This is a genomic window from Acinetobacter sp. 24-47-62 (assembly GCF_056779765.1).
In genome coordinates this window covers 94,022-120,244 of sequence record NZ_JBWYIN010000007.1, presented here as the reverse complement: position 1 = coordinate 120,244, position 26,223 = coordinate 94,022, and the positions used below count along the sequence as shown (strand labels likewise).

Annotated in this window: 25 protein-coding genes; 12 read left to right on the top strand and 13 right to left on the bottom strand. The window is 40.3% G+C overall.

Annotated elements, in window-relative coordinates:
* Position 1: 1 nt before the first annotated feature.
* The 5 genes from panB to mazG all read right to left on the bottom strand — a co-directional run bounded on the left by panB (position 2) and on the right by mazG (position 4,145).
* Complete coding sequence (panB, locus tag AC1M87_RS07160; RefSeq protein WP_481593327.1) at positions 2-811, bottom strand: 3-methyl-2-oxobutanoate hydroxymethyltransferase; 810 nt, start codon at positions 809-811, stop codon at positions 2-4.
* Between the two features lie 40 nt (positions 812-851).
* Positions 852-1,340, bottom strand: coding sequence for a 2-amino-4-hydroxy-6-hydroxymethyldihydropteridine diphosphokinase (folK, locus tag AC1M87_RS07155; protein WP_481593326.1), 489 nt, complete (start codon positions 1,338-1,340; stop codon positions 852-854).
* Positions 1,337-2,794, bottom strand: coding sequence for a polynucleotide adenylyltransferase PcnB (pcnB, locus tag AC1M87_RS07150; protein WP_481593325.1), 1,458 nt, complete (start codon positions 2,792-2,794; stop codon positions 1,337-1,339). Before pcnB ends, folK begins: the two co-directional genes overlap by 4 nt.
* Positions 2,795-2,947: 153 nt before the next feature.
* A complete protein-coding gene (locus AC1M87_RS07145) occupies positions 2,948-3,358 on the bottom strand; it encodes a ComEA family DNA-binding protein (protein ID WP_035265336.1) in 411 nt (136 codons plus the stop codon).
* Entirely contained in the window at positions 3,351-4,145 is a 795-nt protein-coding gene (gene mazG / locus AC1M87_RS07140; protein ID WP_180028508.1) for a nucleoside triphosphate pyrophosphohydrolase, read from the bottom strand. The genes AC1M87_RS07145 and mazG overlap by 8 nt, the downstream gene beginning before the upstream one ends.
* Positions 4,146-4,252: 107 nt before the next feature.
* Between mazG and AC1M87_RS07135 the strand changes: the two genes are divergently transcribed.
* Both AC1M87_RS07135 and AC1M87_RS07130 read left to right on the top strand, forming a co-directional pair.
* On the top strand, positions 4,253-5,029 hold the full coding sequence (locus tag AC1M87_RS07135; RefSeq protein WP_481593324.1) for an SDR family oxidoreductase: 777 nt from the start codon (positions 4,253-4,255) through the stop codon (positions 5,027-5,029).
* A gap of 78 nt (positions 5,030-5,107) precedes the next feature.
* Entirely contained in the window at positions 5,108-5,539 is a 432-nt protein-coding gene (locus AC1M87_RS07130; RefSeq protein WP_035265332.1) for a hypothetical protein, read from the top strand.
* A gap of 55 nt (positions 5,540-5,594) precedes the next feature.
* On the opposite strand, the gene AC1M87_RS07125 is transcribed toward AC1M87_RS07130, so the two are convergent.
* Genes AC1M87_RS07125 through cysM form a run of 4 tightly spaced genes read right to left on the bottom strand, consistent with a single transcriptional unit; the run spans position 5,595 to position 11,090 of the window.
* A complete protein-coding gene (locus AC1M87_RS07125; protein ID WP_035265331.1) occupies positions 5,595-7,901 on the bottom strand; it encodes a RelA/SpoT family protein in 2,307 nt (768 codons plus the stop codon).
* Positions 7,902-7,954: 53 nt separating this feature from the next.
* Entirely contained in the window at positions 7,955-9,322 is a 1,368-nt protein-coding gene (gene rlmD / locus AC1M87_RS07120; RefSeq protein ID WP_180028509.1) for a 23S rRNA (uracil(1939)-C(5))-methyltransferase RlmD, read from the bottom strand.
* A 9-nt stretch (positions 9,323-9,331) separates the two neighbouring features.
* Complete coding sequence (locus tag AC1M87_RS07115; RefSeq protein WP_035265329.1) at positions 9,332-10,153, bottom strand: 3'-5' exonuclease; 822 nt, start codon at positions 10,151-10,153, stop codon at positions 9,332-9,334.
* A 16-nt stretch (positions 10,154-10,169) separates the two neighbouring features.
* Positions 10,170-11,090, bottom strand: coding sequence for a cysteine synthase CysM (gene cysM, locus AC1M87_RS07110; RefSeq protein WP_179998626.1), 921 nt, complete (start codon positions 11,088-11,090; stop codon positions 10,170-10,172).
* Positions 11,091-11,240: 150 nt separating this feature from the next.
* Here cysM and AC1M87_RS07105 point away from each other — a divergent pair, with 150 nt between their 5' ends.
* From AC1M87_RS07105 to AC1M87_RS07080, 6 genes are all read left to right on the top strand, one after another.
* Positions 11,241-14,045: a GacS-like sensor histidine kinase gene (locus AC1M87_RS07105; protein WP_481593323.1), complete on the top strand. Its 2,805-nt coding sequence runs from the start codon at positions 11,241-11,243 to the stop codon at positions 14,043-14,045.
* Between the two features lie 110 nt (positions 14,046-14,155).
* On the top strand, positions 14,156-14,944 hold the full coding sequence (locus AC1M87_RS07100) for a crotonase/enoyl-CoA hydratase family protein (protein WP_481593322.1): 789 nt from the start codon (positions 14,156-14,158) through the stop codon (positions 14,942-14,944).
* 35 nt (positions 14,945-14,979) lie between these two features.
* Complete coding sequence (locus tag AC1M87_RS07095) at positions 14,980-15,855, top strand: NAD(P)-dependent oxidoreductase (protein WP_481590400.1); 876 nt, start codon at positions 14,980-14,982, stop codon at positions 15,853-15,855.
* A gap of 12 nt (positions 15,856-15,867) precedes the next feature.
* Entirely contained in the window at positions 15,868-16,641 is a 774-nt protein-coding gene (locus AC1M87_RS07090) for a hydroxypyruvate isomerase family protein (RefSeq protein WP_481593321.1), read from the top strand.
* A 99-nt stretch (positions 16,642-16,740) separates the two neighbouring features.
* Positions 16,741-17,148, top strand: coding sequence for a ribosome silencing factor (gene rsfS / locus AC1M87_RS07085; protein WP_035265319.1), 408 nt, complete (start codon positions 16,741-16,743; stop codon positions 17,146-17,148).
* 103 nt (positions 17,149-17,251) lie between these two features.
* Positions 17,252-17,869, top strand: a complete 618-nt coding sequence (locus AC1M87_RS07080) for a GNAT family N-acetyltransferase (RefSeq protein WP_481590354.1) — start codon at positions 17,252-17,254, stop codon at positions 17,867-17,869.
* 41 nt (positions 17,870-17,910) lie between these two features.
* Here the strand turns inward: AC1M87_RS07080 and AC1M87_RS07075 are convergent, their stop codons facing one another.
* Genes AC1M87_RS07075 through AC1M87_RS07065 form a run of 3 tightly spaced genes read right to left on the bottom strand, consistent with a single transcriptional unit; the run spans position 17,911 to position 20,822 of the window.
* Positions 17,911-19,356, bottom strand: coding sequence for an NAD(P)(+) transhydrogenase (Re/Si-specific) subunit beta (locus AC1M87_RS07075; RefSeq protein WP_481593320.1), 1,446 nt, complete (start codon positions 19,354-19,356; stop codon positions 17,911-17,913).
* Between the two features lie 3 nt (positions 19,357-19,359).
* A complete protein-coding gene (locus tag AC1M87_RS07070; protein WP_035265316.1) occupies positions 19,360-19,683 on the bottom strand; it encodes a proton-translocating transhydrogenase family protein in 324 nt (107 codons plus the stop codon).
* Positions 19,684-19,694: 11 nt separating this feature from the next.
* Positions 19,695-20,822, bottom strand: a complete 1,128-nt coding sequence (locus AC1M87_RS07065) for a Re/Si-specific NAD(P)(+) transhydrogenase subunit alpha (protein WP_481587563.1) — start codon at positions 20,820-20,822, stop codon at positions 19,695-19,697.
* 797 nt (positions 20,823-21,619) lie between these two features.
* Between AC1M87_RS07065 and AC1M87_RS07060 the strand changes: the two genes are divergently transcribed.
* Positions 21,620-22,543, top strand: a complete 924-nt coding sequence (locus tag AC1M87_RS07060) for a DMT family transporter (RefSeq protein ID WP_481593319.1) — start codon at positions 21,620-21,622, stop codon at positions 22,541-22,543.
* A gap of 53 nt (positions 22,544-22,596) precedes the next feature.
* Here the strand turns inward: AC1M87_RS07060 and soxR are convergent, their stop codons facing one another.
* Positions 22,597-23,097, bottom strand: a complete 501-nt coding sequence (soxR, locus tag AC1M87_RS07055; RefSeq protein ID WP_035265311.1) for a redox-sensitive transcriptional activator SoxR — start codon at positions 23,095-23,097, stop codon at positions 22,597-22,599.
* A gap of 66 nt (positions 23,098-23,163) precedes the next feature.
* Here soxR and AC1M87_RS07050 point away from each other — a divergent pair, with 66 nt between their 5' ends.
* From AC1M87_RS07050 to AC1M87_RS07040, 3 genes are all read left to right on the top strand, one after another.
* Positions 23,164-23,616, top strand: a complete 453-nt coding sequence (locus AC1M87_RS07050; RefSeq protein ID WP_481593318.1) for a RidA family protein — start codon at positions 23,164-23,166, stop codon at positions 23,614-23,616.
* Complete coding sequence (locus AC1M87_RS07045; RefSeq protein ID WP_481593317.1) at positions 23,609-24,811, top strand: MFS transporter; 1,203 nt, start codon at positions 23,609-23,611, stop codon at positions 24,809-24,811. The genes AC1M87_RS07050 and AC1M87_RS07045 overlap by 8 nt, the downstream gene beginning before the upstream one ends.
* A gap of 153 nt (positions 24,812-24,964) precedes the next feature.
* Positions 24,965-26,134, top strand: coding sequence for a zinc-binding dehydrogenase (locus tag AC1M87_RS07040; protein WP_092768291.1), 1,170 nt, complete (start codon positions 24,965-24,967; stop codon positions 26,132-26,134).
* Positions 26,135-26,223 lie beyond the last annotated feature (89 nt).

Genomic DNA, 26,223 nt, shown 5'->3' with positions numbered 1-26,223 from the left:
ATTAAAGCTCAACTTGGAACGTATGTTCTTTAGCAGGGAAAGATTGATCTAGTACAGCAACATGATACGATTTGATTGCATCAAGAATGGCCGTTTCACCAGACTGTTCTTTCATAAAATTACGTACAAAACGTGCAACACGACCGAAGTTTAATCCCAGCATATCTTGAATAACCAGAACTTGACCATCGGTTTGTGCTCCAGCACCAATACCAATCACAGGTACATGCGGAAATAGTTCTGTAATTTCTTGACCCAATTGTGCAGGTACACACTCTAGCAATAACACTGCAGCCCCAGCCTCAACAACGGCTTTACAATCAGCAATCAGCTGATCCGCAGCTTCACGCGTTTTGGCTTGTAATTTATAGCCACCAAATACATGAACGGATTGTGGCGTTAGTCCAAGATGGACACATACTGGAATACCATTGCGAGTCAATACTTCTACCGTTTCAGCAAGCCAAGCACCACCTTCAAGCTTGACCATTTGTGCGCCAGCTTGCATCACTTTTTTCGAGTTTACTAGTGCATCATTGAGTGTGGCATAACTCATAAAAGGCAGATCAGTTAAGATGAAAGCATGGTTATTTCCACGACGTACAACTGAGGTGTGATAGACCATATCTTCCACATTCACAGGCAACGTTGAATCATGGCCTTGAATAGTCATCCCAAGCGAATCACCAATTAAAATGGTATCTATTTCAGCAATTTCCATTGCCTTCGCCATACTGGCGTCATAACAAGTCAGACATGAAAATTTTCGACCTTGCTGTTTGAATTGTCTTAAATCGCTCAGACTGATCATAAGATGTCCTCTAACACAGTTCCTTAGAACATTTTAAAGTTTAAATATTGATCCAAGATGAATCTGCTAAAACATCCAATTGGCTGTGTTTTGCAATATTCGTTTCTCGAATTTTCTGTCCATGAATTTCTAATTCGACATCCAGATCTAATAACGGCAGTATGACAAAATCTCGCTCAAATATCCCGATATGCGGAACAGTTAAGCGATCATTTTGAATCGTTTGATCACCATATAACAATAGATCTAAATCGAGTGTGCGTTCACCCCAACGACGTAAACGCACCCGCCCTGCTTCATTTTCTATTTTTTGTAATTCATCTAATAGTTCAAGCGCCGTTAGAATCGTATCTAAACGAACGGCCGCATTGTGGTAATGTGGTTGGTCTTGCGGACCCATAGGTGGGCTATGATAAAGCCTTGATGCTTTCACCACACCCAGCATTGCCAGTTTCGCATAGGCTTCTGCCATCAACTGCTGAGAATCACCTAAATTACTTCCCAGTCCAATATATGTTCGTATTGTCATTGGATAGGACCAAACACCACTGTATTTAAATCGCGTTTGACACGTTTACGCTTCAAAATAGGATGATCAGCTGCAATGCCATTATCCAAAGCAATACTCGTATTTTGCTCTGTTCTTCGCTCATTCGCTGAAGCGGCCTTACGACTGCGACGGCTACGTGACTCCGTTTCTTTAACTAGCGGTTCAATCTGCTGAGGCTTTGTTTCCACAGCATCTTCGGTCACGGCAACTTTACGTCGTGATTTAGTCCGTTGACGATTGTACTGCGCAATTACACGCTCTTTTTCGTCCAAAGACATCATCTGATAAGCATCCCACCATTGACCCATGCCATCGGTCGTCTGATCTCCAGACTTTTCACGCAGCAACATAAAGTCAAAACCTGCTCTAAAACGAGCATGACCTGAGAGTGCTTCAATTTGCTGAGGTTTTGGGTTCAACAAACGAGTTTGCATTTCCCAAACTTCACGAATAAAGGTTTCTGCAAAACGCGGGATAATCGTGCGAGTCGCTTGGCGCTTCAACACATCTAAACCGGCTTGAGCACGTGCTTCAGCTGCCACAACACCTTTGTGCATATAAAAATCACAACGCTCAAGGAACGGTTTCCACAACAATACCGCATAGAAAAATGCAGGGTTAATCGTTTTACCAATTTGAATTCGCTGATCTGTATTTTTCGCTGCACGTTCAATAAATGCATCAATATGAGGAGGGATATCTGCAAATAATTGTTTCCAGATTCCAAACTCAATCAACATTGGGAGCACACGATTCAAATGCCCCATTGTGAATAACTTTTGAGATTCATCATATAAACGATGTGGTGATACATCACGTAAAAGCAAGGTTGCTTCAGGTGTAAATACGTCTAAAATTGCAGGATCAATTTTAAAGTTAAGTTTCGCAGCAAATCTCAGTGTTCGTAACATACGAACTGGATCTTCTTCAAAGCGTAACTTTGGATCACCCAATAAACGCAATGTTTTTGTTTTTATATCATCAATAGCGTTACAGAAATCAAGAACGATACCCTTACGCGGTTGGTAATACATCGCATTGATTGAGAAATCTCGACGAGCAAAATCTTCTTCAATTGAGCCCCAATTATTATCTCTTAGAATCATCCCTGCAGCAGAAGTCACTGCTTTTTTAGGAGGAGCTCGGAAAGTGGCCACTTCAATTAATTCACGACCAGAATAGACATGAGCCAACTCAAAACGACGACCAATAATTCGGCAACGACGACCAAATACTTCTTTAATTTGTGAAGGTGTCGCATTGGTTACAGCATCGAAATCTTTAGGCGCAAGTCCAAGCATCAAATCACGGACACCACCACCGACGATGTAAGCTTCATAGCCGGCTTTAGTTAAAGAATCAATAACATCTAAAATGGAAGAAGGTAATTGTGCAGTGGATAAACCGCACTTTGACGCGTGCAAAGTTTGCAAAAGACGCTGTCTCCTACGTCAGAACGTAAAATCATAATTGTGCTAATCATAGCTCTAACACAATCAAAGGGCAATTTTATTCTCCAAGATTCACCGTCAAAATTGATTAAATTTCAACACCCCTTAGTGCCATTTGACCTCTATAAAAATGTGTTAGAGGGCTAACTGGTTGCGATTCTTTTCGATAAACTTTGGACCTATTCCTTTGACATTTTGAAGTTCATCTACTGACTTAAAACTGCCATGCTTTTGCCGATACTCAATAATTGCAGCAGCTTTCTTCTCACCCACTCCTTTAATCATTTGTAGTTCAACCATTGAAGCCGTATTAAGACGAACTTTAGTTGATTGCCCGACACCACCAGCTGATTGCTTTGATGATGTATTTACGGCTGGTCGAGATAAATAATGGTTCGCACTTTGCCGGTTAAGTCGTTGATCATGAGCTTCTTGCTCTGCTTTCCATTTTAAGTAAGATTGATCAAACTGTTGTGGATATGCCGAACTGATTAAACTCACACATGCAGTAAATATCAGAAGAAGAAAAGAAATGATGCTATTCATGTTGAACCTGAATGTTATTGTTATGTTGCTTTAGATACACTTTTGCCTGACCCCACAATTGGTCCATTTCTTTGAGACTCATATTTTCAATGGGCGTATTTCTATTTTTTGCCTGCAACTCAATGTATGAAAAACGTTGTTTAAATTTGTGGATGGTTCCAAGTAGAGCCATCTCACTTGAAATGCCGATTTTACGTCCAACATTGATTAAAGAAAATAAACAATCTCCAAACTCCTCTTGTATTTCGTCGGAATTTTGATGGTTGAGCGCCTCTCTCAATTCAGATAACTCTTCATCTAACTTTTCATACGCTTGCTCAACATTTTCGAAATCAAATCCAATCTGAGCTACATTTTTTTGAATTTGTTCGGCTTGATCTAAGGCAGGACCCGCTTTAATTTCATCTAAACGTGATTTAGTTTTGTCTTTTTTCTCTTCAGCCTTAATTTTTTGCCAAAGTTCACTCACCTGCTGTTCATTCAGTTGTTCAAATTGAGCCGATTGAAAGACATGAGGATGTCTTCGAATCAACTTGTCGCACAACGTTTCCACCACATCATGAAAATTAAATGCTCCTTGCTCACTATACATTTGCGCTTGAAATACAACTTGCAGCAGAAGATCTCCTAATTCCTCTTTTATATGCGCTGTATTTTGTGATCGAACTGCTTCTTCAACCTCATAAGCTTCTTCAATCGCATAGCGAGTCAAGCTTTCAGGCGTTTGTTTTTGATCCCATGGACATTTCGCACGAAGCTCTTGCATGATATTTAAAAGTTTTTCCATGAAAGTTGATCTCTAGTGAATGATGAGTTTAAAGATATTGTTGATTCAATGAACAATCTTATGCTCAACTAGGAACATAAAATGATGTAAAACAACAAGGATTTTCGATGACATCTAGTATTTTTATCAGTGGCGCAGCACAAGGGATTGGCGCAGCTACCGCAAAACTATTCTATCAGCAAGGTTATAAAGTCGGTATTTATGACATCAATCTCGAACAAGCTGAACAATTGGCTCAATCTTTAGGGCCAAATGCTAAAGCGGGTTTGCTAGATGTTTCCCAATACGACCAATGGCAAAGTGCTTTAACTGAGTTCAACGAATGGGCTGGTGAAATAAATATATTATTAAATAATGCTGGCATCTTATATTCAGGGGCATTCGAAAATACAGATATCTCATCGCATCATCGAACATTTAATATCAATGTTAACGGCGTTCTCAATGGCTGTCATGCTGCGCTCCCTTTCTTAAAACAGGCCTCCCACGCACGTATCATCAATATGTCCTCTGCTTCTGCTATCTATGGTCAAGCTGATTTAGTGTCCTATTCAGCAAGTAAATTTGCTGTTCGCGGCATTACAGAAGGTCTTGATGTTGAATGGCAAAAATATGGAATACGCGTATTAGACATCATGCCATTATTTGTTCAGACTGCCATGGTAAAAGGCATGGATGCGGGTACGATTCAAAATATGGGAGTCAGTCTCAGCGCCCAAGACGTTGCTCAGGAAATTTACCGTGTCGCACGTTTAAAAAGCCATCACTTAACCGTGACTCACCATACTGTTGGCATCAAAACTGAACTAATGTATCACCTGTCAAGATTCAGTCCTCAATTGATCAATAGAGTGACAAATTTAATATTAAGTAAAAAGAAATGACAAATTAGTCACATTTGTGTATATTCTCTCGCCCCAACAGGGGCATTTATAACAATGCGTTACAAATGAGAATATATAATGAAAAAAATTTTAACTTTAGCTATCGCTACTGCTTTAACAACGACTCTTGCTCAAGCTTCGGGTGAACTACCAACGAAACAACACTCAACTGCTGAACTCAAGGCAATGGATTGTGCAACACTAGCTGTTGAAAAAGCCAATGCTAAGCGTAACTTAGAAAATGCTGATAAAAATATTGCAGCTGCTGCAACCCAAACGCCAGCTAAATCATTGAGCAAATGGGCGGGTATGGCAGGTAATGCATTATCTACTTTCGGTGGCAACTCAGAAAAAGCAACAAAAATGGGGCAAGTTGCAAACTCTGTAGCGGGTGAAAGCGATACTTCTGATGCTGCAAATATTCCATTACAGCAACAGATCAAAGCTGCATCGCAAGCAAACATCGATAATATTGGAATCTATCAAGGTTCTAAAAAATGCAAAATCTGATTTAACTCTATTTGAGTGATCAGTCATAAAAAAGCCTGCTAAAGCAGGCTTTTTTTTAATTTCCTTGAACCAAACGTCTTGCGCTAATGATGCCTGGTTGCTGTTCCAATCGAGCCAACAAGCGAGACAATTGAGCCAAACCTTTGACCTCAATCAATAGTTTCATATTGGCAATACCATCCGCTTCCGAAATAGTATTCACTTGGCGAATATTAATCTGATCTGAAAAAATCACTTGGGTTAGATCCTTCAGCAGTCCTCGACGATCATAAGCCTCAACCACAATTTGGACACTCTGCCCTCTTGTGGGTTGCATTTCCCAATCTGCTTCAACAGCGCGTTCAGGTTCTTGGCTGATCATACGCACATAATCCGGACAAGCCACCTTATGAATACTCACGCCACGATTGAGTGTGATATATCCAGCAATCGACTCACCATGAACAGGCTGACAACATTGTGCAATATGTAGTTCAACATTATCCAAACCGTCAATCAGAATCCCATGCGCTGATAATGTATGACTCGCCCGTGGATTTAATGCTGGCTTCAGCACTAACTCAGGCTCATCTTGATCCAAGTGCATATGACGATTGACTTGATTAATCAATGCATGAAGACTGATATCTCCACTCACCAAGGATACAAGAATGTCCTCACCTGTTTTAACGTTAAAGTGAGCACAATAATCACTCAAATCAATACTTTTTGGGTGAATTGCAAGACGTGATAATTCCTTGGTGAGAATCTCTCGACCGACTTCTAAGTTCTTACTACGGTCTTGCTGTCTGAACCAATGGCGCAACTTGTCTCTTGCACGTGCTGTCTTGATATAACCTAAAGAGTTCACCAACCAATCACGATTTGGCTCACGATCTTTCTTGGTCAGAATCTCGACTTGTTCACCTGTTTTTAATGTATAAGTCAGTGGCACATAACGTTGGTTCACACGTGCTGCATAACACTTATTACCAACCTCAGTATGCACATGATATGCAAAATCTAAAACGGTTGAATTACGCGGTAATTCTTTAATGTCACCATCACGACTAAAAACATAAATTTTTTCAAAATCTTCAAAATCTTGAAGCTGATTGAAATTTTCAGTTTCGTCTTCATTCGGATGCGCACCTGCTTCATTTCGTTCTTGATAATGTTCAAGCACGGAACGTAAAGAGTGCAAACGATGATTAAATGAATAATCTGTAGTTTTCGCACCTTCTTTATAATTGAAATGAGAACAAACGCCTAACTCAGCTTCTTCATGCATTTCAGTGGTTCTGATTTGTATCTCTAAAGATTTATTTTCAGCAATCACTGCAGTATGTAAAGAACGGTAGCCATTGGCTTTTGGGTTAGTGATGTAATCATCAAACTGATGGGGAATATGACGCCAGATTTGATGTACGATCCCCAAAGCGTGATAACACTCAGATACATTCTGAACCAGTACACGAACAGCTCGAATGTCATATAGCTGATCGAAACTTAAGTTCTTACTTTTCATTTTTCGATAAATCGAATAAATGTGTTTCACACGACCTGAGATTTCAGCCTCAATGCCATGCTTCAACAACTCACTTTTCAGCTTATCGACCACGAATTGAATATATTGTTCGCGCTCTAAGCGTTTTTCATTGAGTAAAGATGCAATTTCTTTATAGCGCTCTGGTGCTAAATAACGGAACGCAAGATCTTCAAGTTCCCATTTTAACTGCGCGATACCAAGACGATGCGCCAAGGGCGAGTAAATGGTCAAAATTTCTCGTGCGACACGCTCTTGACGCTCTTTTGGAGAGTTTGCCAACTCACGCAAAGCCAGCGTACGCTCAGCCAACTTGATTAATACAACGCGAACATCCTCTGTTACTGAGATCAACATCTTGTAAATCCCAGTTAAATGTTCACGCTGATTATTATTGAAGTGATCTTCTAAACGTTTATTTTTTTCGATCAGCTCTGACAACTTACCCATTGCCAAAGTGCCTTTCACCAAATTGTAGACACTTTCACCAAAGCTTTTACGAATCTCCTCAAGCGACGTCATGCCCTCACGCACACTACGATAAAGCATCGCTGCTGACAAAGTATCTTCATCAACATGTAGGTGAGCCAAAATATCTGCCATACCTAAGCCAGTCGCGAAGGTATTGGTTTTATGATGGTGATCAGAAGTCAGTTCTTTTTTTAAAACACTAAGAGCGACTTCTTCTAATTTTTTAAGTTCTGCACCGTCTAAAATAATCCGCGCACGGTCTAGCCAAGTTGCTAAACCAAGTTGCGCTTCAGCGGCATGTTCTACAGTCGTTTCCTCAGACAACTCAGTCAGTCGTCCAGGTAACTGCTCACGTACTGTGACCATACCCTTCTCCTTTTTTAAATCTAATCTTCATTTTATTAAATCAACACTTAGCACTAGCTTTTTTCAAATAAAGCAATAGATTCAACATGGCCTGTATGACTGAACATATCCATCACACCAGCTTTCTTCAACTGATAGCCATGTTGTACTAAAATCCCTGTATCACGTGCTAATGTAGCAGGATTACAGGAAACATAGACGATTTTTTTTGCACCAAAATTTGGCACATAGTGCATAATTTCTTCAGCTCCAGCGCGTGGTGGGTCTATTAAGAGTGCATCGAACCCTTGATTTGCCCAAGAATGTTGCGAAAAATCTTGCGTTAAATCCTGAGCATAAAATTTTACGTTTGTGATGCCGTTTTTCAGTGCATTTTCTGTCCCACGCATCACCATTTCCTCACTTCCCTCCACCGCGACGACCTCACCCCGTGTTACAGAACGTGCAAGTGGCAATGAGAAATTCCCTAGACCACAGAATAAATCAAGAACACGCTCATTTCCGCTCAGGTCAAGCAATTCACATGCCAGCTTCACCATTTGTGGATTAATGGTGGGGTTCACCTGAGTAAAGTCAGTCGGTTTAAAACCAAACGTCACGTTAAAATCAGGTAGTGAGTAATGTAATCGCTCAGATAGGTCACCATCCGCACGATGAACACTACTTACACCAGCTGGTTGCAAATAAAGCTGCCATGATCTTTCTAACGCAAATTCACGCAGTTGGTTGACATCATTTTGCGGTAATTTGTTGGTATGACGTATCAAAAGTGCAACCTCTTGATCTCCTTTCGCCAATTCAATATGACCTATATCTGCTTTTGCTTTTAGATTTTCAAGGAGTACCTTGAGGTGAGGTAACGCAGCATCTAGCTCTGCATCTAAAATTTTGCAGGTTTTAATTTCAGTAAGCTGATTAGATTGAGCCTCACGAAAACCCATGACTAATTTATTTTTTTTAGCAATGTAGCGAACGCCAATACGAGCCTTGTGACGATAATCTTCACGTGTCGAACGCAATGGTTCTAGCCACGACTCTGGAAGAGCACCTGCAAAGTGGGTGAGATGCGACTCTAAAACTGATTGTTTTAAACGAATTTGTTCATCTAATTTTATGTGCTGCATATTACAGCCTCCACATTTTCCAAAATGTGGACAAACTGGCTGTGTACGAATTGGACTCGGCGCCCCAATCAACTGCACACAATCAGCTTCTTCTAATTTTTTTGCCTGATGGGTAATTTGAGCTTCTACTGTTTCTCCTGGCAGTGCAAAACGAATAAAGACCTTTTTACCCAATTTGTCTTGAGGATGTTCCTGTCCTTGAAAATGTGCGATCCCTCGCCCTTCGTGTGAAAGTCTCTCAACTGTAAATGTATAACGAGGAAGTTGAGATGAGCGATGTGCGGCACGTTGTTTCAAAGAGATAACCTAATGTTGAGTTGATTTAAAATCCGAAGCGGTGAAGTCAGTTTTTTCAGCAGTTTCTTGCCAAATACGCAAAAATTCTGTTTGCTGTGGTTGACCTTGAAGATAATGAATCGTCGCTTGAATCCAGAGACGATGATCTTCAGGCAAAATCTGTCCTTTTAACAATACATAGCGCAGATAGACTAACCATGTGTTTAAAACATCCCCTTCACAATAACTGGTTAATTCTATCCAATTATTGTTACGAACATATTCAGGGATAAAATAACCTGGTGTTCCGCGCTTACCCGGGTAACCGAGCATATAGGCGACATCATCCAGTTTTTGGAAGTGACGCGCATTAAACATTGCCATAAAATCCATCAAATCAATATGACGATGATGGTAACGATTCTGGTAGTTATTATAGCGCTTTTGCGTATCAATTTCGCCTTGATCAAACAGACTTGGCGCAGACAACCCATGATACATTGCTCTATACATAATAACAGGCAGATCAAATTGGGAGCCATTCCAACTGACTAAAGTCGGATTACGTTTATCAAAAATTGATAGAAATTTTTGTAAAATTTCAGGTTCTGAATAATGTTCACGACTGAATGAAAATAATTTCATTCCTGCCTTTTCATCAATCCATAGTCCTGAAATACAGACAATTTCATGTAAAGCAAGTCGCTGAAAGTCAGTGCCCGCTTCTTGACGTCTTAACTTACTCAGCGCTTGTTCAATACTATCTTCTGGTAAATCTAAGCCATATAGATGCGCTCCTGATTTAAGATCGGTCAATGTTTCAATATCAAACACTAAAACAGGTAAGCGCATATAGATTTACTCGAATTTATTGTTCATCTTCTACAGAGAATAACCCCGTAGAGAGATAACGATCACCACGATCACACACGATACATGCAATCACAGCACCAGGATGTTGTTCAGCGATTTTTATTGATGCCCAAACTGCACCACCAGAAGAAGTACCAGCACTAATTCCTTCCTTACGTGCCAATTGACGAGCCATTTTTTCAGCTTCAATTTGTGGAATATCCATAATTTGATCAACACGAGAAGCATCAAAAATCGTCGGCAAATATTCTTGAGGCCAACGGCGAATACCTGCAATATTCGATCCTTCAGATGGCTGTAGACCAATAATTTGAATATCTGGATTTTGTTCTTTGAGGTATTTTGAAATCCCCATGATGGTTCCCGTTGTTCCCATCGAACTTACAAAATGCGTAATTTTACCACCAGTTTGTTGCCAAATTTCTGGACCAGTTGTCAAATAGTGTGCTTGGACATTGTCTGGATTACCAAACTGATTGAGCACCAAACCTAGACCATCTTTTTCCATTTGCAATGCGATATCACGAGCTTCTTCCATATTCTCGGATTCAATAAGCTCAGCACCATACGCACGCATTGCATCTTTGCGTTCTTGACTAGAGCTTGCAGGCATAATCAATTTCATTTTATAGCCACGCATTGCCGCAACCATGGCTAATGCAATACCTGTGTTACCGCTAGTCGCTTCGATCAGCGTATCACCTGGCTTAATGTCACCACGTTTTTCAGCTTGCATGATCATGTTATATGCTGGGCGATCTTTGACAGAGCCCGCTGGATTATTCCCTTCCAGTTTTGCCAATACAGTCGCTTGAGTATGACTTGCCAGACGCTGTAACCTAACCAATGGGGTTTTACCCACATAGTGGTCTAATAAAAAATCGTCTGATTGAAAATCTACTTGTGTATTACTCATTATTTGCACCCATATTGAGGTGCAGGTATTGTATGAAAAAAAGTATCTCACTGCATCAATTTCAAAGGCTTTTTAATGAGGGTGATTAAAGCACCATCATTTTTTAAAGCGTGCTAATATGCCCAACATGGGGAATGAGTCACTCTGCACATGTCGAATTTGAATAAAAAAATCTTCAATCGCTTAAAACTAAACCATGCTTATGGGCAATTGATTGCCCTCATTTTTGTACCCATTGCGGTACTGGCAAGCGTCGGCTCTGCACTGGTGCTCACAGAAACGTCTAATTCCGCAAAATCAGAACAACGCTTTGCCGCAAATGCAATTTTAAGTCGTTATAAATACACGACAGAAAACCTACTTATTGCGCTTGAAAAAAACCCCTCACAAGCGCAACAAGACCGCGCTAAAAGCATCTTACAAAAGATGTTTAATGAAAAGTATTTACTCAGTGTCGCAGTCCTAAACCAACAACAAAAACCTTATTTTGGGTTAGGCTATCGCAATGAAAAACCTTGGCCTAGCTTCCCGACCAATGTACAAACATTTGGTCCGATTAAAGATCAACATAATCATATTTATGGCTTAGCATTAAATACGCCTGATCAAAGTAAAAAATGGCTTGTTATCGAGCTAGATAATCAACCTCTCGCCATCTCTCAATATCGTGTTTTCATTGTACTGATCACGACGGGTTTGTTGACACTTTTACTCTTATTACTGTGCTTGAACTTTTATTCACGACGTTGGATTGCACCTATGTACGAAATACGTATGCAATTACAGCGACTCAATGCAGACACACTCGACCAACACATGGTCATCAATAGTACTGGCGAGTTAAGGTTACTCCAACGCGATATTGCGAATGTCGTGAAGCGTCTACATTTCAGCTTTTTAGAGCTGAAGGAACATACCGAGCAGACCGAAGACGATTTAAGACGTACGCTTGATACACTTGAAGTGCAAAATATTACTTATAAACAAGCACGCGATCAGGCCATTTCATCCAATCAGGCAAAATCTGTTTTTCTTGCCAATATCAGTCATGAGTTGCGTACCCCGCTGAATAGTATCGATGGTTTTATTCACTTGTTATTGCGCCAAGAGAATCTCAGCAATGATCAAAGCCTGTATTTGCAAACGATTCGCAAATCATCAGCACATCTTTTAGCACTAATCAATGACGTCTTGGACTTTTCAAAAATTGATGCCGGTAAACTTGAACTAGAAACCGCATCATTTGATTTAGAAGAAGCGATCTTCGATGTTATGGACATGTTGTCGCCATTAGCCGCCCAAAAAAATATCGATATGGCCTTCTACTATGCCGATAACATTCCAAAGTATGTGATTGGCGATGCTTTACGTTGTAAACAGATTTTGACTAACCTGATTTCAAATGCCATTAAATTCACCCCTGATGGTGAAATTATTGTACGTGTTCGAATGGAGCATGACGATCTAGAACATTGCCTATTGCATTTTAGTGTTCAAGATAGTGGTATTGGGTTAAGTGGTACAGACCGAAAACGGTTATTTGAATCATTTTCTCAAGGCGATGCTTCCGTCACTCGTCAATTTGGTGGCACAGGTTTAGGCTTAGCAATCTCAAAACAATTGGTTAATCTGATGCATGGCCAAATTGGCTTTGAAGATAACCAAGAACGCGCCCCAACTGAAAAGGGTTCAACATTCTGGTTTACTGCGAAATTTGCGGTTGATGAATATGAAATTATTCATCCGCAATTCCATGACATGCGTGTCATCTCCTATTTAGCCCACCCTGCAACTGCGAATGTTTTACGTCATTATTTAGAAAATTATGGTGTTGAACACACAGAAGCTCAATCCATTCTAGATTTATTCAGCCGTCTAAACGGTTTGACACATCAACCTGAAAATACGTGGTTGATTGTAGATCACAGTGGTGATCCAGAGGCTTTATTAAAAGAGATTCGCGGACGTTATCAAGGTCACTTAGCCGTATATGGCTATCAGATGGCACTCGACCTCAACATGTTGAATGAATACAAAGCGAGGCCACTGTATCAACCTCTGAGCCGCTCATCATTAATTCAGCTCTTGGAAAATCAGCCAATATTTGAAGTTGAACCTCATGATAACTTTAAAGCCCTTAATTTACATGTACTTGCAGTAGACGATCATCTACCAAACTTAATCGTTTTAGAAGCTTTGCTCGGCGAAATTAATGTTCAAACAACTAAAGCGCAAAGTGGACAAGAGGCACTACAAATTTTACAACAACAGATTCAAAATGATGAAAAGCCGTTTGATCTGATATTTATGGACATTCAAATGCCAGTGATGTCTGGCATCGATACGACTCGTGCGATCAGATCGTTAGAATCCACCATCGAGGGACGTCACACACCAATCATTGCACTCACAGCACATGCTTTAGCAGATGAGAAACAAAAATTACTTAAAGTCGGCATGGATGACTATGTCACCAAACCAATCCAAATGGATCAGATTATTCAGATTCTGACCCATTGGAGCAGTGATAAGTTTATTCATCCAATTAAATCCCAAGAAAAAACTTTACGTATCGAAACCTTAGATCATCAGGTTTTAGATTGGAAACAGTGCGTTCAATTGGCAGCGAATAAAGAAGACTTAGCACAAGATTTATTGAAGATGCTGGTGGACAGCTTCCCGAATGAACTTGCTGAAATAGAACAACTCATCGAACTTGAAGATTATCCGCAGCTCGAACATGTACTACACCGTTTATATGGGGCAACACGCTACGTCGGCACTCCGAATTTACAAAGCATCACAGGTGAATTTGAACAGTTCGTTTCAACGCTGCGTAAAGAGCGTAGAAAAGCAGATGAGCAATTTATTGAAAATGTGATGAAACGGCTGGATGAATTAAAACATGCGATTGGACAAGTGAAAGAAGCAGCCGAGTCTATTCTGAATCATTAATAGACGATCAACACACTGTATTAGGCAATACGTGATGACTCTACTGTCACGACAGTCTATTTTGGACATGTTATGCTTAAAACAAGGAACAATAAACTCGAGTCACAATAATGGCTGTAATACGTGTAGAAAAAAATAATGGAATTGCGACGGTTTTTCTGAATCGTCCCGACAAACGTAACGCGATGAGCTTTCAACTTTTGAAAGAGTTGGTGCAAGTCGCAAAAAAAATTAAATCTGATCGTACTATCCGCTGTGTGATTCTCACTGGTGAAGCCAACGTATTTAGTGCAGGTATTGATTTAACAGACCTGAATAATCCACAAAATCGTGCTTATGCCGCATGGGAACTCATTAAGCCTGGTCAAAGTCTATTTCAAAAAGCTTTTTTAATCTGGCAAGAACTCCCTGTTCCAGTCATTGCAGCTATTGGAGGGTATTGCTTCGGTGCAGGTATGCAATTGGCTTTAGCGGCTGATATTCGAATTGCTCACCCCAACACCCAAATGTCGATCATGGAAACCCGTTGGGGCTTAGTTCCAGATATGGGGTTAACACGCTCAATCAAAGGTATTATTGGAGTCGACCTAGCCAAAGAATTATCATTAACAGCACGTGTATTTGATGGTCAATATGCCAAAGAAATTGGATTGATCACACATGTTGATAACGCGCCGATGCAAAAAGCTCAACAGCTTGCCGACGAAATGTTGCAGCGCTCACCTGATGCCTTAGCTGCAGTAAAACAAGTCTTAGATGCGATGGAACACGCACCCAAAAAATCACTTCGTCTTGAGAAAATTTGGCAACTCAAATTACTCCTTGGCAAAAACAGTCAAATTGCGCGTAAAAAAGATAAAAATCCAGATTTGGAATTTCTACCACGTCAATTCAAATAAATTGGTTTTCAAACTTAGATCAGGGATTAGCTTCAATAATGATTAACGGTCAAACTAAAATCGCATTCTTAGGTATGGGTTTAATGGGTAGCAGAATGGCGACTCGATTGATACAGGCTGGGTTTTACACTGCTGTCTGGAACCGAAGCCCCAACGCATGTGAGCCGTTAATCCAGCTTGGGGCACATCCCCTTCAACTCTCTGAGATAGCACAATTTGATCTGATCCTAACTTGTTTAGCCGATGACAATGCGGTAGAGGCTGTTTTTTCTCAAATTGAATCACTGATTCAACCCGAGCAGATTATTGTGGACTTCTCGAGTCTATCTGTGGATAAAACTAAAAATCTTGCACAACGTGCAACTGCTAAATCAGCGCATTGGATAGATTCTCCTGTGTCAGGTGGAACAGCTGGTGCTGAAAATGGCAGTTTAGTTATTTTTGCTGGCGGACCATCGAGCATCATCGAATCTTTACAACCAATGTATCAAGTTCTTTCACAACGTGTAACCTGTATGGGTGGAACTGGAACAGGACAAGCCACCAAAATTTGTAATCAACTCATCGTTGCTGCAAATAGCACACTCATCGCAGAAGCTGTTGCTTTAGCAGATCAGGCGGGTGTTGATACTCAACTGCTTGCACCTGCCTTAGCAGGTGGATTCGCCGACTCTAAACCTTTTCAAATTTTAACACCACGTATGGCAACGCACGAGTTTGAGCCTGTGCAATGGAAAGTTCAGACCCTGTCTAAAGATTTAAATAACGCCTTGAGTTTGGCTCGACAATTTGACCTTAATATTCCTGTCGCTCAACAAGCCTTAGAACAATTGAAAGCGCATCAATCCAACGGCTTTTCTGAATCAGACCTTGCCTCAGTCATTCTGCAAGTTGAACAAAACAATAAATAGGTCGCATTCAATATGAAGCTCGCTGTCAATTTATCGATGATCTTTACAGAAGTTCCACTCATTGAACGCTTTGCGCTGGCTGCTGAATATGGGTTCCAACATGTAGAAATTCAATTTCCATATGAGCTGAGTATTAATCAAATTCAGCATGAACTCAATGAACATCAACTTAGCTTGTGTCTCATCAACGTTCCTGCCGGAGATTTAATGCAAGGCGGATGCGGATTAGCAAGTAGCCCAAGTAAAACTGATGAATTCAAACAAGCTGTTGACTTAGCGATTGAATATGCATGCTCACTCAATATACCTCGAGTGAATATTTTGGCTGGCAAGCAACCAGATAATGTTGAATATCAGGTCTGCTATGAAACCTTAGTCTCAAATCTTAAATTTGTCAGCGAGATCTTCACAGCGCATGGGATTCAACCCGTTTTTGAGATGATTAATGGCTTTGATATGCCCAACTTCATGATTCAAACAATGCATCAAGCCAAAGAGTTACTGAAAGACGTTAATCATCCAGCTCTAAAAATGCAATTCGATTGCTATCACATGGCTAGAATGCAAGAAGACCTGATTCTGTCACTCAAAGAAAATATGCAACACATTGGGCATATCCAATTTGCAGATGTACCAGGTAGACATGAACCACTCACAGGGATAATTGACTATCCCGCTATTTTTGAATGCATTGCAAATAGCATGTATGAAGGATTTGTCGCAGCCGAATATCGCCCCCAATCTCATTCAACAGATTCTTTCGAATGGAAAAATAAACTTCTTTAATATCATCATATTGTGGTATAAAATTTGTTCAAAGTTTGAATTTTCAAGCAGAAAGCGCTATAGTGAAAGATGAGTTATAGTCAGGAAAATACACTTCTCATGAATTTAGAACCATCGCCCGGCGCTTCTAATTCTCACGAACTCTCTTTGAATTCTCCAAAACAAGACGTTCAAGCTTGCTTAAAAGTTGTTCAAGAAGCATTGCTTGACGTTAAAGCAAAAGAAATCACAACGATTGATGTTAGCGAAGTGAGCAATGTTGCAGATGCAATTGTCATTGCTTCAGGTACTTCTACACGTCACGTGAAAGCGCTTGCAAACAACGTCGCTGATGAAGCACGTAAAGCAGGTTTTCGCCCTATCGGTATTGAAGGTGAAAGCGATGCAGAATGGATCCTTGTTGATCTTGGCACTGTTGTAGTACATCTGATGTTACCTACAGCACGTAAGTTTTATGATCTAGAAAACTTATGGCGTAATGCTTCAACTACAGATTCTGTAGCATAAACATATTAAAGCGACCTTCTTGGTCGCTTTTTTATACTGTGCATTTTAAATTTATAACAATAAAGCCAACAAAAAAGAACTCACTAATTTGGTTTACCTTGATATGACCATGATAAAAGCCACAAGAACAGATCACGATGCATTAGTAGAAACATTAATGCAATCCTTTTGGAACGAAGAGTTTTGCAACTGGGCGATCCAAGCTGAAAAACTGAGTTTCCAACAAAAACATGAAAAACTTGAGCAATTCTTTAGTATTCAATTGAAAGATATCGCTCAACCATATGATGAAGTCTATACCAATCCCGATCGCTCAGTTGCTGCACTTTGGATTCCGCCAAATCAGTGGGATTTAAACCTCATTCAGCAGGTTAAACTACTCCCTCAATTAACGAAGATTATCGGTTTAAGACAACTGGTGAAATTTATTCACATCATTAATCTGGTGCAGAAACATCATCCCAGTGAGGCGCATTATTATTTACAACTCATAGGTGTAAGTCCTGACCACCAAGGACAAGGCTTAGCCAGCAAAGTCTTAACACCTATTCTCACAAAGAGCGATCAACACGGTATCCCATGTTATTTAGAAACTGCAACACCAAGTAATGTTGGACTCTATCGTCATTATGGATTTGAAGTGATCTTTCACCTTCGCGATCTGCCCTACGATGCACCTGAAATTTGGGGAATGTGGCGAAAACCTACACATGAAAAATAAAAAAACCACCCGAAGGTGGTTTTTTTAAAACAGTCTATAAATTAGTGACCTGTACCATTAATGGCTTTCGTCATATCTTCAACAACTTTCTTCGCATCACCAAAGATCATCATTGTTTTGTCGTTATAGAACAAGTCATTATCAAGACCCGCATAACCTGTCGCCATAGAGCGCTTGATCACCATAATGGTACGAGCTTTATGTGCTTCAAGAATAGGCATACCATAAATTGGCGAGTTTGGATCATCTTTCGCTGCAGGGTTAACGACGTCATTCGCACCGATGACCAACACCACATCTGTTGCTGGGAAGTCTGAGTTAATCTCATCCATCTCTAAGATGTCTTCGTACGGAACATCTGCTTCAGCTAAAAGGACGTTCATGTGACCAGGCATACGACCTGCCACTGGGTGAATCGCAAAACGTACAGTTACACCTTGCTCTTTCAATAAATTTGCAAGCTCTTTCACCGCATTTTGAGCACGACCTTGCGCCATACCATAACCCGGTACAATTACAACACTGTCTGCATTTGACATTAAGAAACCAGCATCGTCAGCAGAACCAGAACGGTAGTTGCGTTGAACTGCTGCACCAGCTGCTGCTGTCGGTGCTGCAACACTACCCATTGCACCACCAAACAATACGTTGATGATTGAACGGTTCATTGCTTTACACATAATATAAGACAGAATTGCACCTGACGAACCTACAAGCGAACCTGCAACAATTAACATGTTGTTTTCAAGCGTAAAACCAATCCCTGCTGCCGCCCATCCAGAGAATGAGTTAAGCAAAGACACCACAACTGGCATATCACCACCACCAACAGGCGCAATCCATACCCAACCAAAGGCTAAAGCAAGTGCTGTCATTGCCCAGAACGAGGTCATGTTACCCATCAAGAAGAAGTGAATCCCTGCTGCTAGCATCGCAATAAAAATCAAAGCTTGTACAGGTTTAACCCATGCACCTGAAATCGTTTTTGCCCATTTCTTTGCCGCCAATTTACCATAAGCAAATACCGATGCAGTGAATGTAATGGCACCAACGAAACATCCTACGAATAATTCGAATAAATGTACGCGACTCATTTCATGGAAGTTCACACCATTTGCAGCCAGTAAGTCTGGCCCAAGCTCGACGAGCTTGTTGTTGTGAATAATTGCAGCGATCGCAATCAACACTGCAGCAAGACCCACGAGTGAGTGCATGAGAGCAACTGTTTCTGGCATTTGTGTCATAGGCACTGTACGAGCTCGAGCAATACCAACAATCGCACCCAATACCATTGCACCGACAATCATCCATACCACAGGATTATCAGCAACAAAGAAAGTTGTTAACACGGCGATTGCCATTGCAATCATACCGTAACGGTTACCTGCAATTGCTGTCTTAGGACCAGACAAGCCACGCAAAGTTAAGATAAAAAGAACGGCACCGATTAGGTAAAACCAATCCGCATACTCACGAATAAATTCCATGTATTAACCCTCTTTTTTCTTTTGCTTTGGCTTAAACATTTCAAGCATACGAGCGGTTACAGCGAAGCCACCGAAAATATTAATGCTTGCTAAGAAAACAGCGATCGCACCTAATACACTCACCACATTGATGGTTTGAAAATCAACAGCCCCCTCAACACCCATAACAGGTAGACCAACAGTTTGGATCATCGCGCCGACAATAATAATTGAAGACAATGCATTCGTTACGGCCATCAGCGGCGTGTGAAGCGCAGGTGTCACTCCCCAAACAACGTAATAACCTACGAAGATTGCGAGGACAAAAATTGTAATAGTTTCAACCATGATCAGTCTCCTTAACCACGCTTCAACAGCACTTGACCACCATGAGTGACAAGCAATGCTTTTTGGATTTCGTCTTCTTGATTGATACTGTAGTTTTTATCTTGATCAAAAAGCGTTTCAACAAAGTTATAAACGTTACGTGCATATAGCGCTGAAGCTTCTGTAGAAACGGTCGCTGGAATATTTGGGACACCCAAAATTTTCACGCCATTATCAGTCACAACAGTTTCGCCGCATTTTGAACCTTCAACGTTACCACCAGTTTCAACTGCCATATCGAGGATGACTGAACCTGGTTTCATTTTGGCAACTGTTTCAGCTTTAATTAAGCGCGGTGCATCACGACCTGGTAAAAGCGCCGTCGTGATCACGATGTCAGCATTCGATACCGCTTTGTCTACAATTGCAGCTTGGTCTTTAATATATTGTTCACCAGGCATCCAACCATAACCATTTTTTGCAGCTTCATCGGCACGCGCTTGCTCTTCTGCTGACATTGGTACGTCTAACCATTTACCGCCTAAAGATTCAACTTGATCTTTGGCTGTTGGACGTAAGTCTGTCGCTTCAACAATAGCACCTAAACGTTTGGCTGTTGCAATCGCTTGTAAGCCTGCTACACCAACACCCATGATGACTACACGAGCTGGTTTAACCGTACCCGCCGCTGTCATTAACATTGGGAACATACGTTGGTACTCTGCCGCCGCAAGCAGCACAGATTTATAACCTGCCAAGTTTGCTTGTGATGACAACACGTCCATATTTTGGGCACGAGATAACGTACGTGGTAATAACTCAAGTGCAAATGCAGACACTTGCTGAGCAGCGAATTGATCAAGTTCCGTATTACGGTACGGATCAAACATCGCAACCACTGTGGTGTTTGGGGCTAATTTTTGTATTTCTTCGCCTTTAGGTGCGCGAACTTTTAAAACCAATTGACTGCCGGTATAAGCATCATCAACAATTTTTGCACCAACCTGTTCATAGGCACTATCAATATAAGCAGCTTTAACACCTGCATTACGTTGGATAACGACACTGTGACCAGCACCAATTAACTTCTTTACTGTTTCTGGTGTCGCAGCTACACGACTTTCACCAACTACAGTTTCGGTAGGGATTCCGATCTGCATGAGCATTCCTCAAGCTAATTTTTCTTAAAGTAGATATCGCATTCCTGCGATATACCCCTGGATGTATTCATGTGAATTTTTTGGATTCTAATTGAACTTTTTTAAATTACCACCCAATATTTATTTAATAAATACCCTCATTTTGAACTCATGATTCACAATCATCACAAAATTTCATGGTATTTGATCTATCATTTTCATAAAAAATAGTTCCAGATTCGTTCAATTTTCGATCCATTTTTTAACAAAAAAGAAACTTTTTTCTAATTTATCGTCAGTATAGGGAGCTTGACTTTATTAAGCTTTGATCATTCTGACATTTTTTAGCTTTCTTTTTATCCCTTTTGATTGTGTTAAAGCGCCGTGCATGTCACATTTTTAGTTGCTTCTTTCATTCTCATAAATCTCAATTTGCCGAATTGACAAAAAATCAGACTAATCGATTCAAATTCTCACGACATTCTTAAAAATTATAAATAAGACAAAATTTAGATAAATCTTGGTTTTAAAATTGAGCTTAAATTTTGGCTGAACATGAAATACAAGCTGACTGATTCTTGAAAAGAATGCTTACAAACCGTGCAAAAAAAATTTGAAATATTTTTTTGATGTATTTTTTGGGTTGATAGACCACTGTTTTTTTCATATTACGCACCACAATGATGCATTTAAACAAAAAATCAAAACGCCTTATATCGCTAGGTAGGTGATTTAGCGAAAATTAGAGATTGAATTTTAGAGCTTACAATAAAGATTGGCTTATACTTCCATTACTTAAAAATTGATTTTTAACATTTATGGTACTTAAGCTGACTCCCACTCAGTTAGGGAGTTTATGTGCGCTGTTGGCAGCATTCTTGTTTAGTAGTAAAGCGATCTTAATCAAACAAGCTTATGCAGTTTCTGAAGATGTTGATGCAACATTGCTTGTTGCCTTAAGGATGCTCAGTGCCTTACCCGTTTTTCTTTTTATTTGTTGGTTGAACCGACACCGTAATCGCGGATTTTCAGCGCAGGATTGGGCCCTACTCCTCGTTGCTGGTTTGATTGGATATTATTTTTCAAGTTGGCTCGATTTTATGAGTCTGATGTACATCAGTGCCTCTTTGGAGCGTATTATCCTATTTCTATATCCCACCATGACAGTAATTGCATCAAGTGTAATTTTCAAACATCCTCTTTCAATGAAGACTATTTTTGCGATTGGACTAAGTTATGGCGGCACGCTTATAGTGATGCTCCAAGAACAAAGCAATGTGCCTCATGAAAGTAATTTTTGGCTAGGTGTGAGTTTAGTTTTCGCAAGTGCGATTTGCTTTGCGAGTTATCTATTGATGACTCCAAAATTAATCCAAAAATTTGGATCGTGGAATTTTACGGGCTTAGCAATGTCTATCGCCTGCTTAGGGACGATTCTTCACTACTTTATTGCTCAGCCAAGCCCTGTATCCAATATCCTTGAACAACCCATGGAAGTAATCGGATATGGTGTTGCATTAGGCATTGGGGTAACGGTGATTCCAACTATTCTCATTGCGCAAAGTATTGCTCGTTTAGGTGCTTCTCAAACAGCCATGATTGGTTCACTTGGTCCAATTCTGACCATTATATTGGCAACTATCTTTTTAGGGGAATCAATGAATATGATTCAATGGTTTGGTTGTGCGCTGAATATATTGGGTGTGATGATGATTACGCTTTCCAAAACTAAACTGAAATAAAGACAACATTAACCTCACAGTTCAAATTTCAAAATAATACTTCACGATGAAACTTAGTCTTCATAGTGAATTTCTATTTTCCCTTGATCATCGTCAAATTTAATGTCGAGTGGAACAAAGTGGGAACCCGACGATGTAGACCCCATTTGATCATTTTCATTTCTTAGTGGGCATTCAGTTAAAGATAAGCACCCACAACCAATGCACCAATCCAGTTGTTGACGAAGTTGAAGCATATTTAAGATTTTTTGATCTAAAATTTTTTGCCATGCACTCGATAATGCGGTCCAATCTGATTTAGTCGCGGTTTTATTCTTAGGGAGTATGTTAAATGCTTGCTTCACTTCAGAGAGTGAAATCCCAACCTGCTGTGCCACTTTGATGATGGCAATCCTTCTCAGCATATATCGTGGATATCGCCGTTGATTTCCTTCCGTCCGCACACTCCAAATAAGAGCTTTGTCTTCATAAAATCTGAGTGCTGCGACCGATACACCACTTCGAGCAGCTAACGCGCCTATACTGAGCCACTGTTGTAATTTTTGTTCTTCCATGCTCTTGACCTCAAGTTAAGTTGAGCTTTCATAATTCTTTTCTAAGCTTAATCCAGAGAAGATAGAATGACAAAACCAAATAAGCCACCATTTAGTTTAACAACTAAAAATCCACCTCAGCTTTATTCCCCAAGGCAATTTGGATATAGCCACATCTGTGAGGTCAAACACTTCAACACAATCGTTCATATATCAGGTCAAGGTGGTGAAAATGCCGAAGGACATTATTCCACTGATTATTCAGAACAACTCAACCAAGTCTTCGAAAATCTCAAAATCGCTCTCAGCTATGCACATATCGACTTTTATAACATTGCTGTTCTAAGCGTTTTGATTGTCAATTTTGACCAACAAAAACATCACCTGTTAAATCTGAAAATGAATACAATATGGAAAGATCAAAATTTCCCAGCATGCACACTAATCCCTGTGTCTCGCTTGGCATTAGACGCCATGCAAATTGAAATCGAAGCCACAGCTTACTGCTCCTCATCCACTGAGCCATTTATTCATGTATAACGATCTTGACGATTTAAATAAAAAAGACATCACGAATGACACTGCTTTACTTTGGTTGATGGCCATTGCTTGTGGTATTTGTGCAGGCGCTAATTATTATTCGCAGCCCTTAATTCACTCTGTTCAACTTTACTTTAATGCCCCTGCAACAGATGTGGCATTAACTGTCACTTTGGCTCAAGTCTCTTATGCTGTCGGACTGCTTTTTATCGTACCACTTGGTGATATTCTCAATAAAACGAAATTAATCCCATTTTTAATGTTCTTTGCAGCAGTGGGATTATTTATTTGTGCTTTTTCGCTCAACCTTTATATGTTATGGGCTGGCACAATTATCACTGGGCTTTTCTCGGTTGCAGCACAAATTTTGATTCCGTTTGCCACGATGGCGGTTCGACCAGAACGAACAGGCGAAGTGGTCGGGTTACTGATGAGCGGATTATTGGTTGGTATTTTGATTTCGACCAGTTTAGCTGGTTTGTTATCCAACTTATTTAATTGGCAGCTCATTTATATCGTCAGTGGAATTTTGATGTTAATGGTCGCTGTGGTACTTAATATTCGTCTGCCTTATATTCCTAGCTCTAAAATTAGTTATTATGCTGTGTTTAAATCCATGGGGTTGCTACTTAAAGAAGAGCCTCGTTTAATCTATCGCTCTATCATTGGTGCCTTTGCATTTGCAACGATGAGCATCCTCTTCTCCACCATTTCTATTTTACTTAAATCTTCTTTTTCTCTTGAAGATGTCATGGTGGGTTTAGTCACTCTGGTTGGCGTATTTGGCGCCTTGTCCACCAAGAAAATTGGTAAGATCGCCGATCGTGGTTACGTCAAACAAATCACTTGGTTTGGCATTTTAATCCTAGGTAGCGCATGGATATTCCTTTATTTAGGTGCATTCTATTTAAGTTGCTATATCATCGGTTTTGGACTGATGAATCTCGGTCTAGCATTGGTGCATAGTAGCAACCAGAATGTGATTTTTAATTTAAGACCGGATGCTAAATCTCGTGTAAATTCACTTTATATGACCAGCTATTTTATTGGTGGCGCAAGTGGTTCCGCGCTAGGAATTTATGCTTGGGATCATGGTGGATGGGCAATGGCGTGTATCGTAGGATTAATTCTGGTCAGTTGTACGGCACTATTCACACTAGTGGATCAACGTTATCATCGAGCCCAACTCAGCTAGCTCATAAAATATGCATGTTAAGCCTCTATAAATGGAGGCTTTTTCAATAGTTTAGCCTCTGCAGTCATCATTCAGTCCTCTAAAGCTGTGTATCTCTTGTGCGTAATCACACACACTGTTCACTATCATTATAAAAAATATTCGTGGACAAGAATGAAAGCTGTTGTATGTCATCAAAATGAATTAACACTTGAAGATGTCAGCCATCTAACACCATCACAAGGACAAACTTTATTAGAAGTTGTGCGATGTGGTATTTGTGGCAGTGATTTACATATGCAACATAGTTGTGACCACATGCATGAACTTACGGCTAAAGTGGGTCTAAAAGGTGTTGCAAAGTCAACAGACCGTTTTGTCATGGGGCATGAATTTTGCGGTCGTGTTCTAGATTATGGTCCTAAAACTAGAAAAAAATTTAAAATAGATACCTTAGTTTGTGCGATGCCACTATTGAAAGTTGATCAGTGGTGTTATCAAGCGACTGGTCTTTCCCCTCAAGCTTCTGGTGGTTATGCCGAACAAATCTTGGTGCAATCTCAACTCATGTTTGCGGTGCCAAATGGATTACATCCCGATCTTGCGGCAATGACCGAGCCAATGGCGGTTGCTTTACATGCAGTACGTCGGAGCAGAATAAAGAAATCAGAACCTGCAATTGTTATTGGTTGTGGTCCAGTAGGCTTAGGTGTCATTTTAATGCTCAAAGCGATTGGTGTTAAAAAAATTATTGCCAGTGACTTTTCACCAAATCGCCGCCGGCTGGCTCAACTTTGTGGCGCAGATGTCGTCATTGATCCTAAACAATCATCGCCTTTTGAGAGTTGGAAAGAATACGGTTTATTGGGTGATGCTTCTGAAGCGATTAACTATGGGATCGGTATTTTTGAAAAGATTCAGTCTATGCATATTCCATGGTGGCATGCGTGGCGTGTGGCTGACAAATTAGGTGCTTTACCCAAACGTCCTGTGATTTTTGAATGTGTCGGGATGCCAGGCATCCTTCAACAGATTATTAACGGTGCGCCATTATTTTCTAAAATTATCGGTGTGGGTGTATGTATGCAATCCGACAGCATCGAACCCGCTTTGGCTTTAAACAAAGAAATCGAAATCCAGTTTGTGATTGGTTATACGCCACTGGAGTTCAGAGACGCGCTCCATATGATCGCTGAAGGTCAAATTGATTGTTCTCCTCTGATAACGGGCGTTGTAGGTCTTGCAGGAGTTAAAGATGCTTTTCAGGCCTTAGGTGATCCTGAACAACACGCTAAAATTTTGGTCGACCCCAAAAAGATCGGATCTGATATCAGTGCACTTTAGATATTCTTTAGGTTCTATACGATATCAGTGCTCATGGAATTTTAACTAGAAGATTCAGACTTCATCAGATTCCCTCATTCATCCTGCAT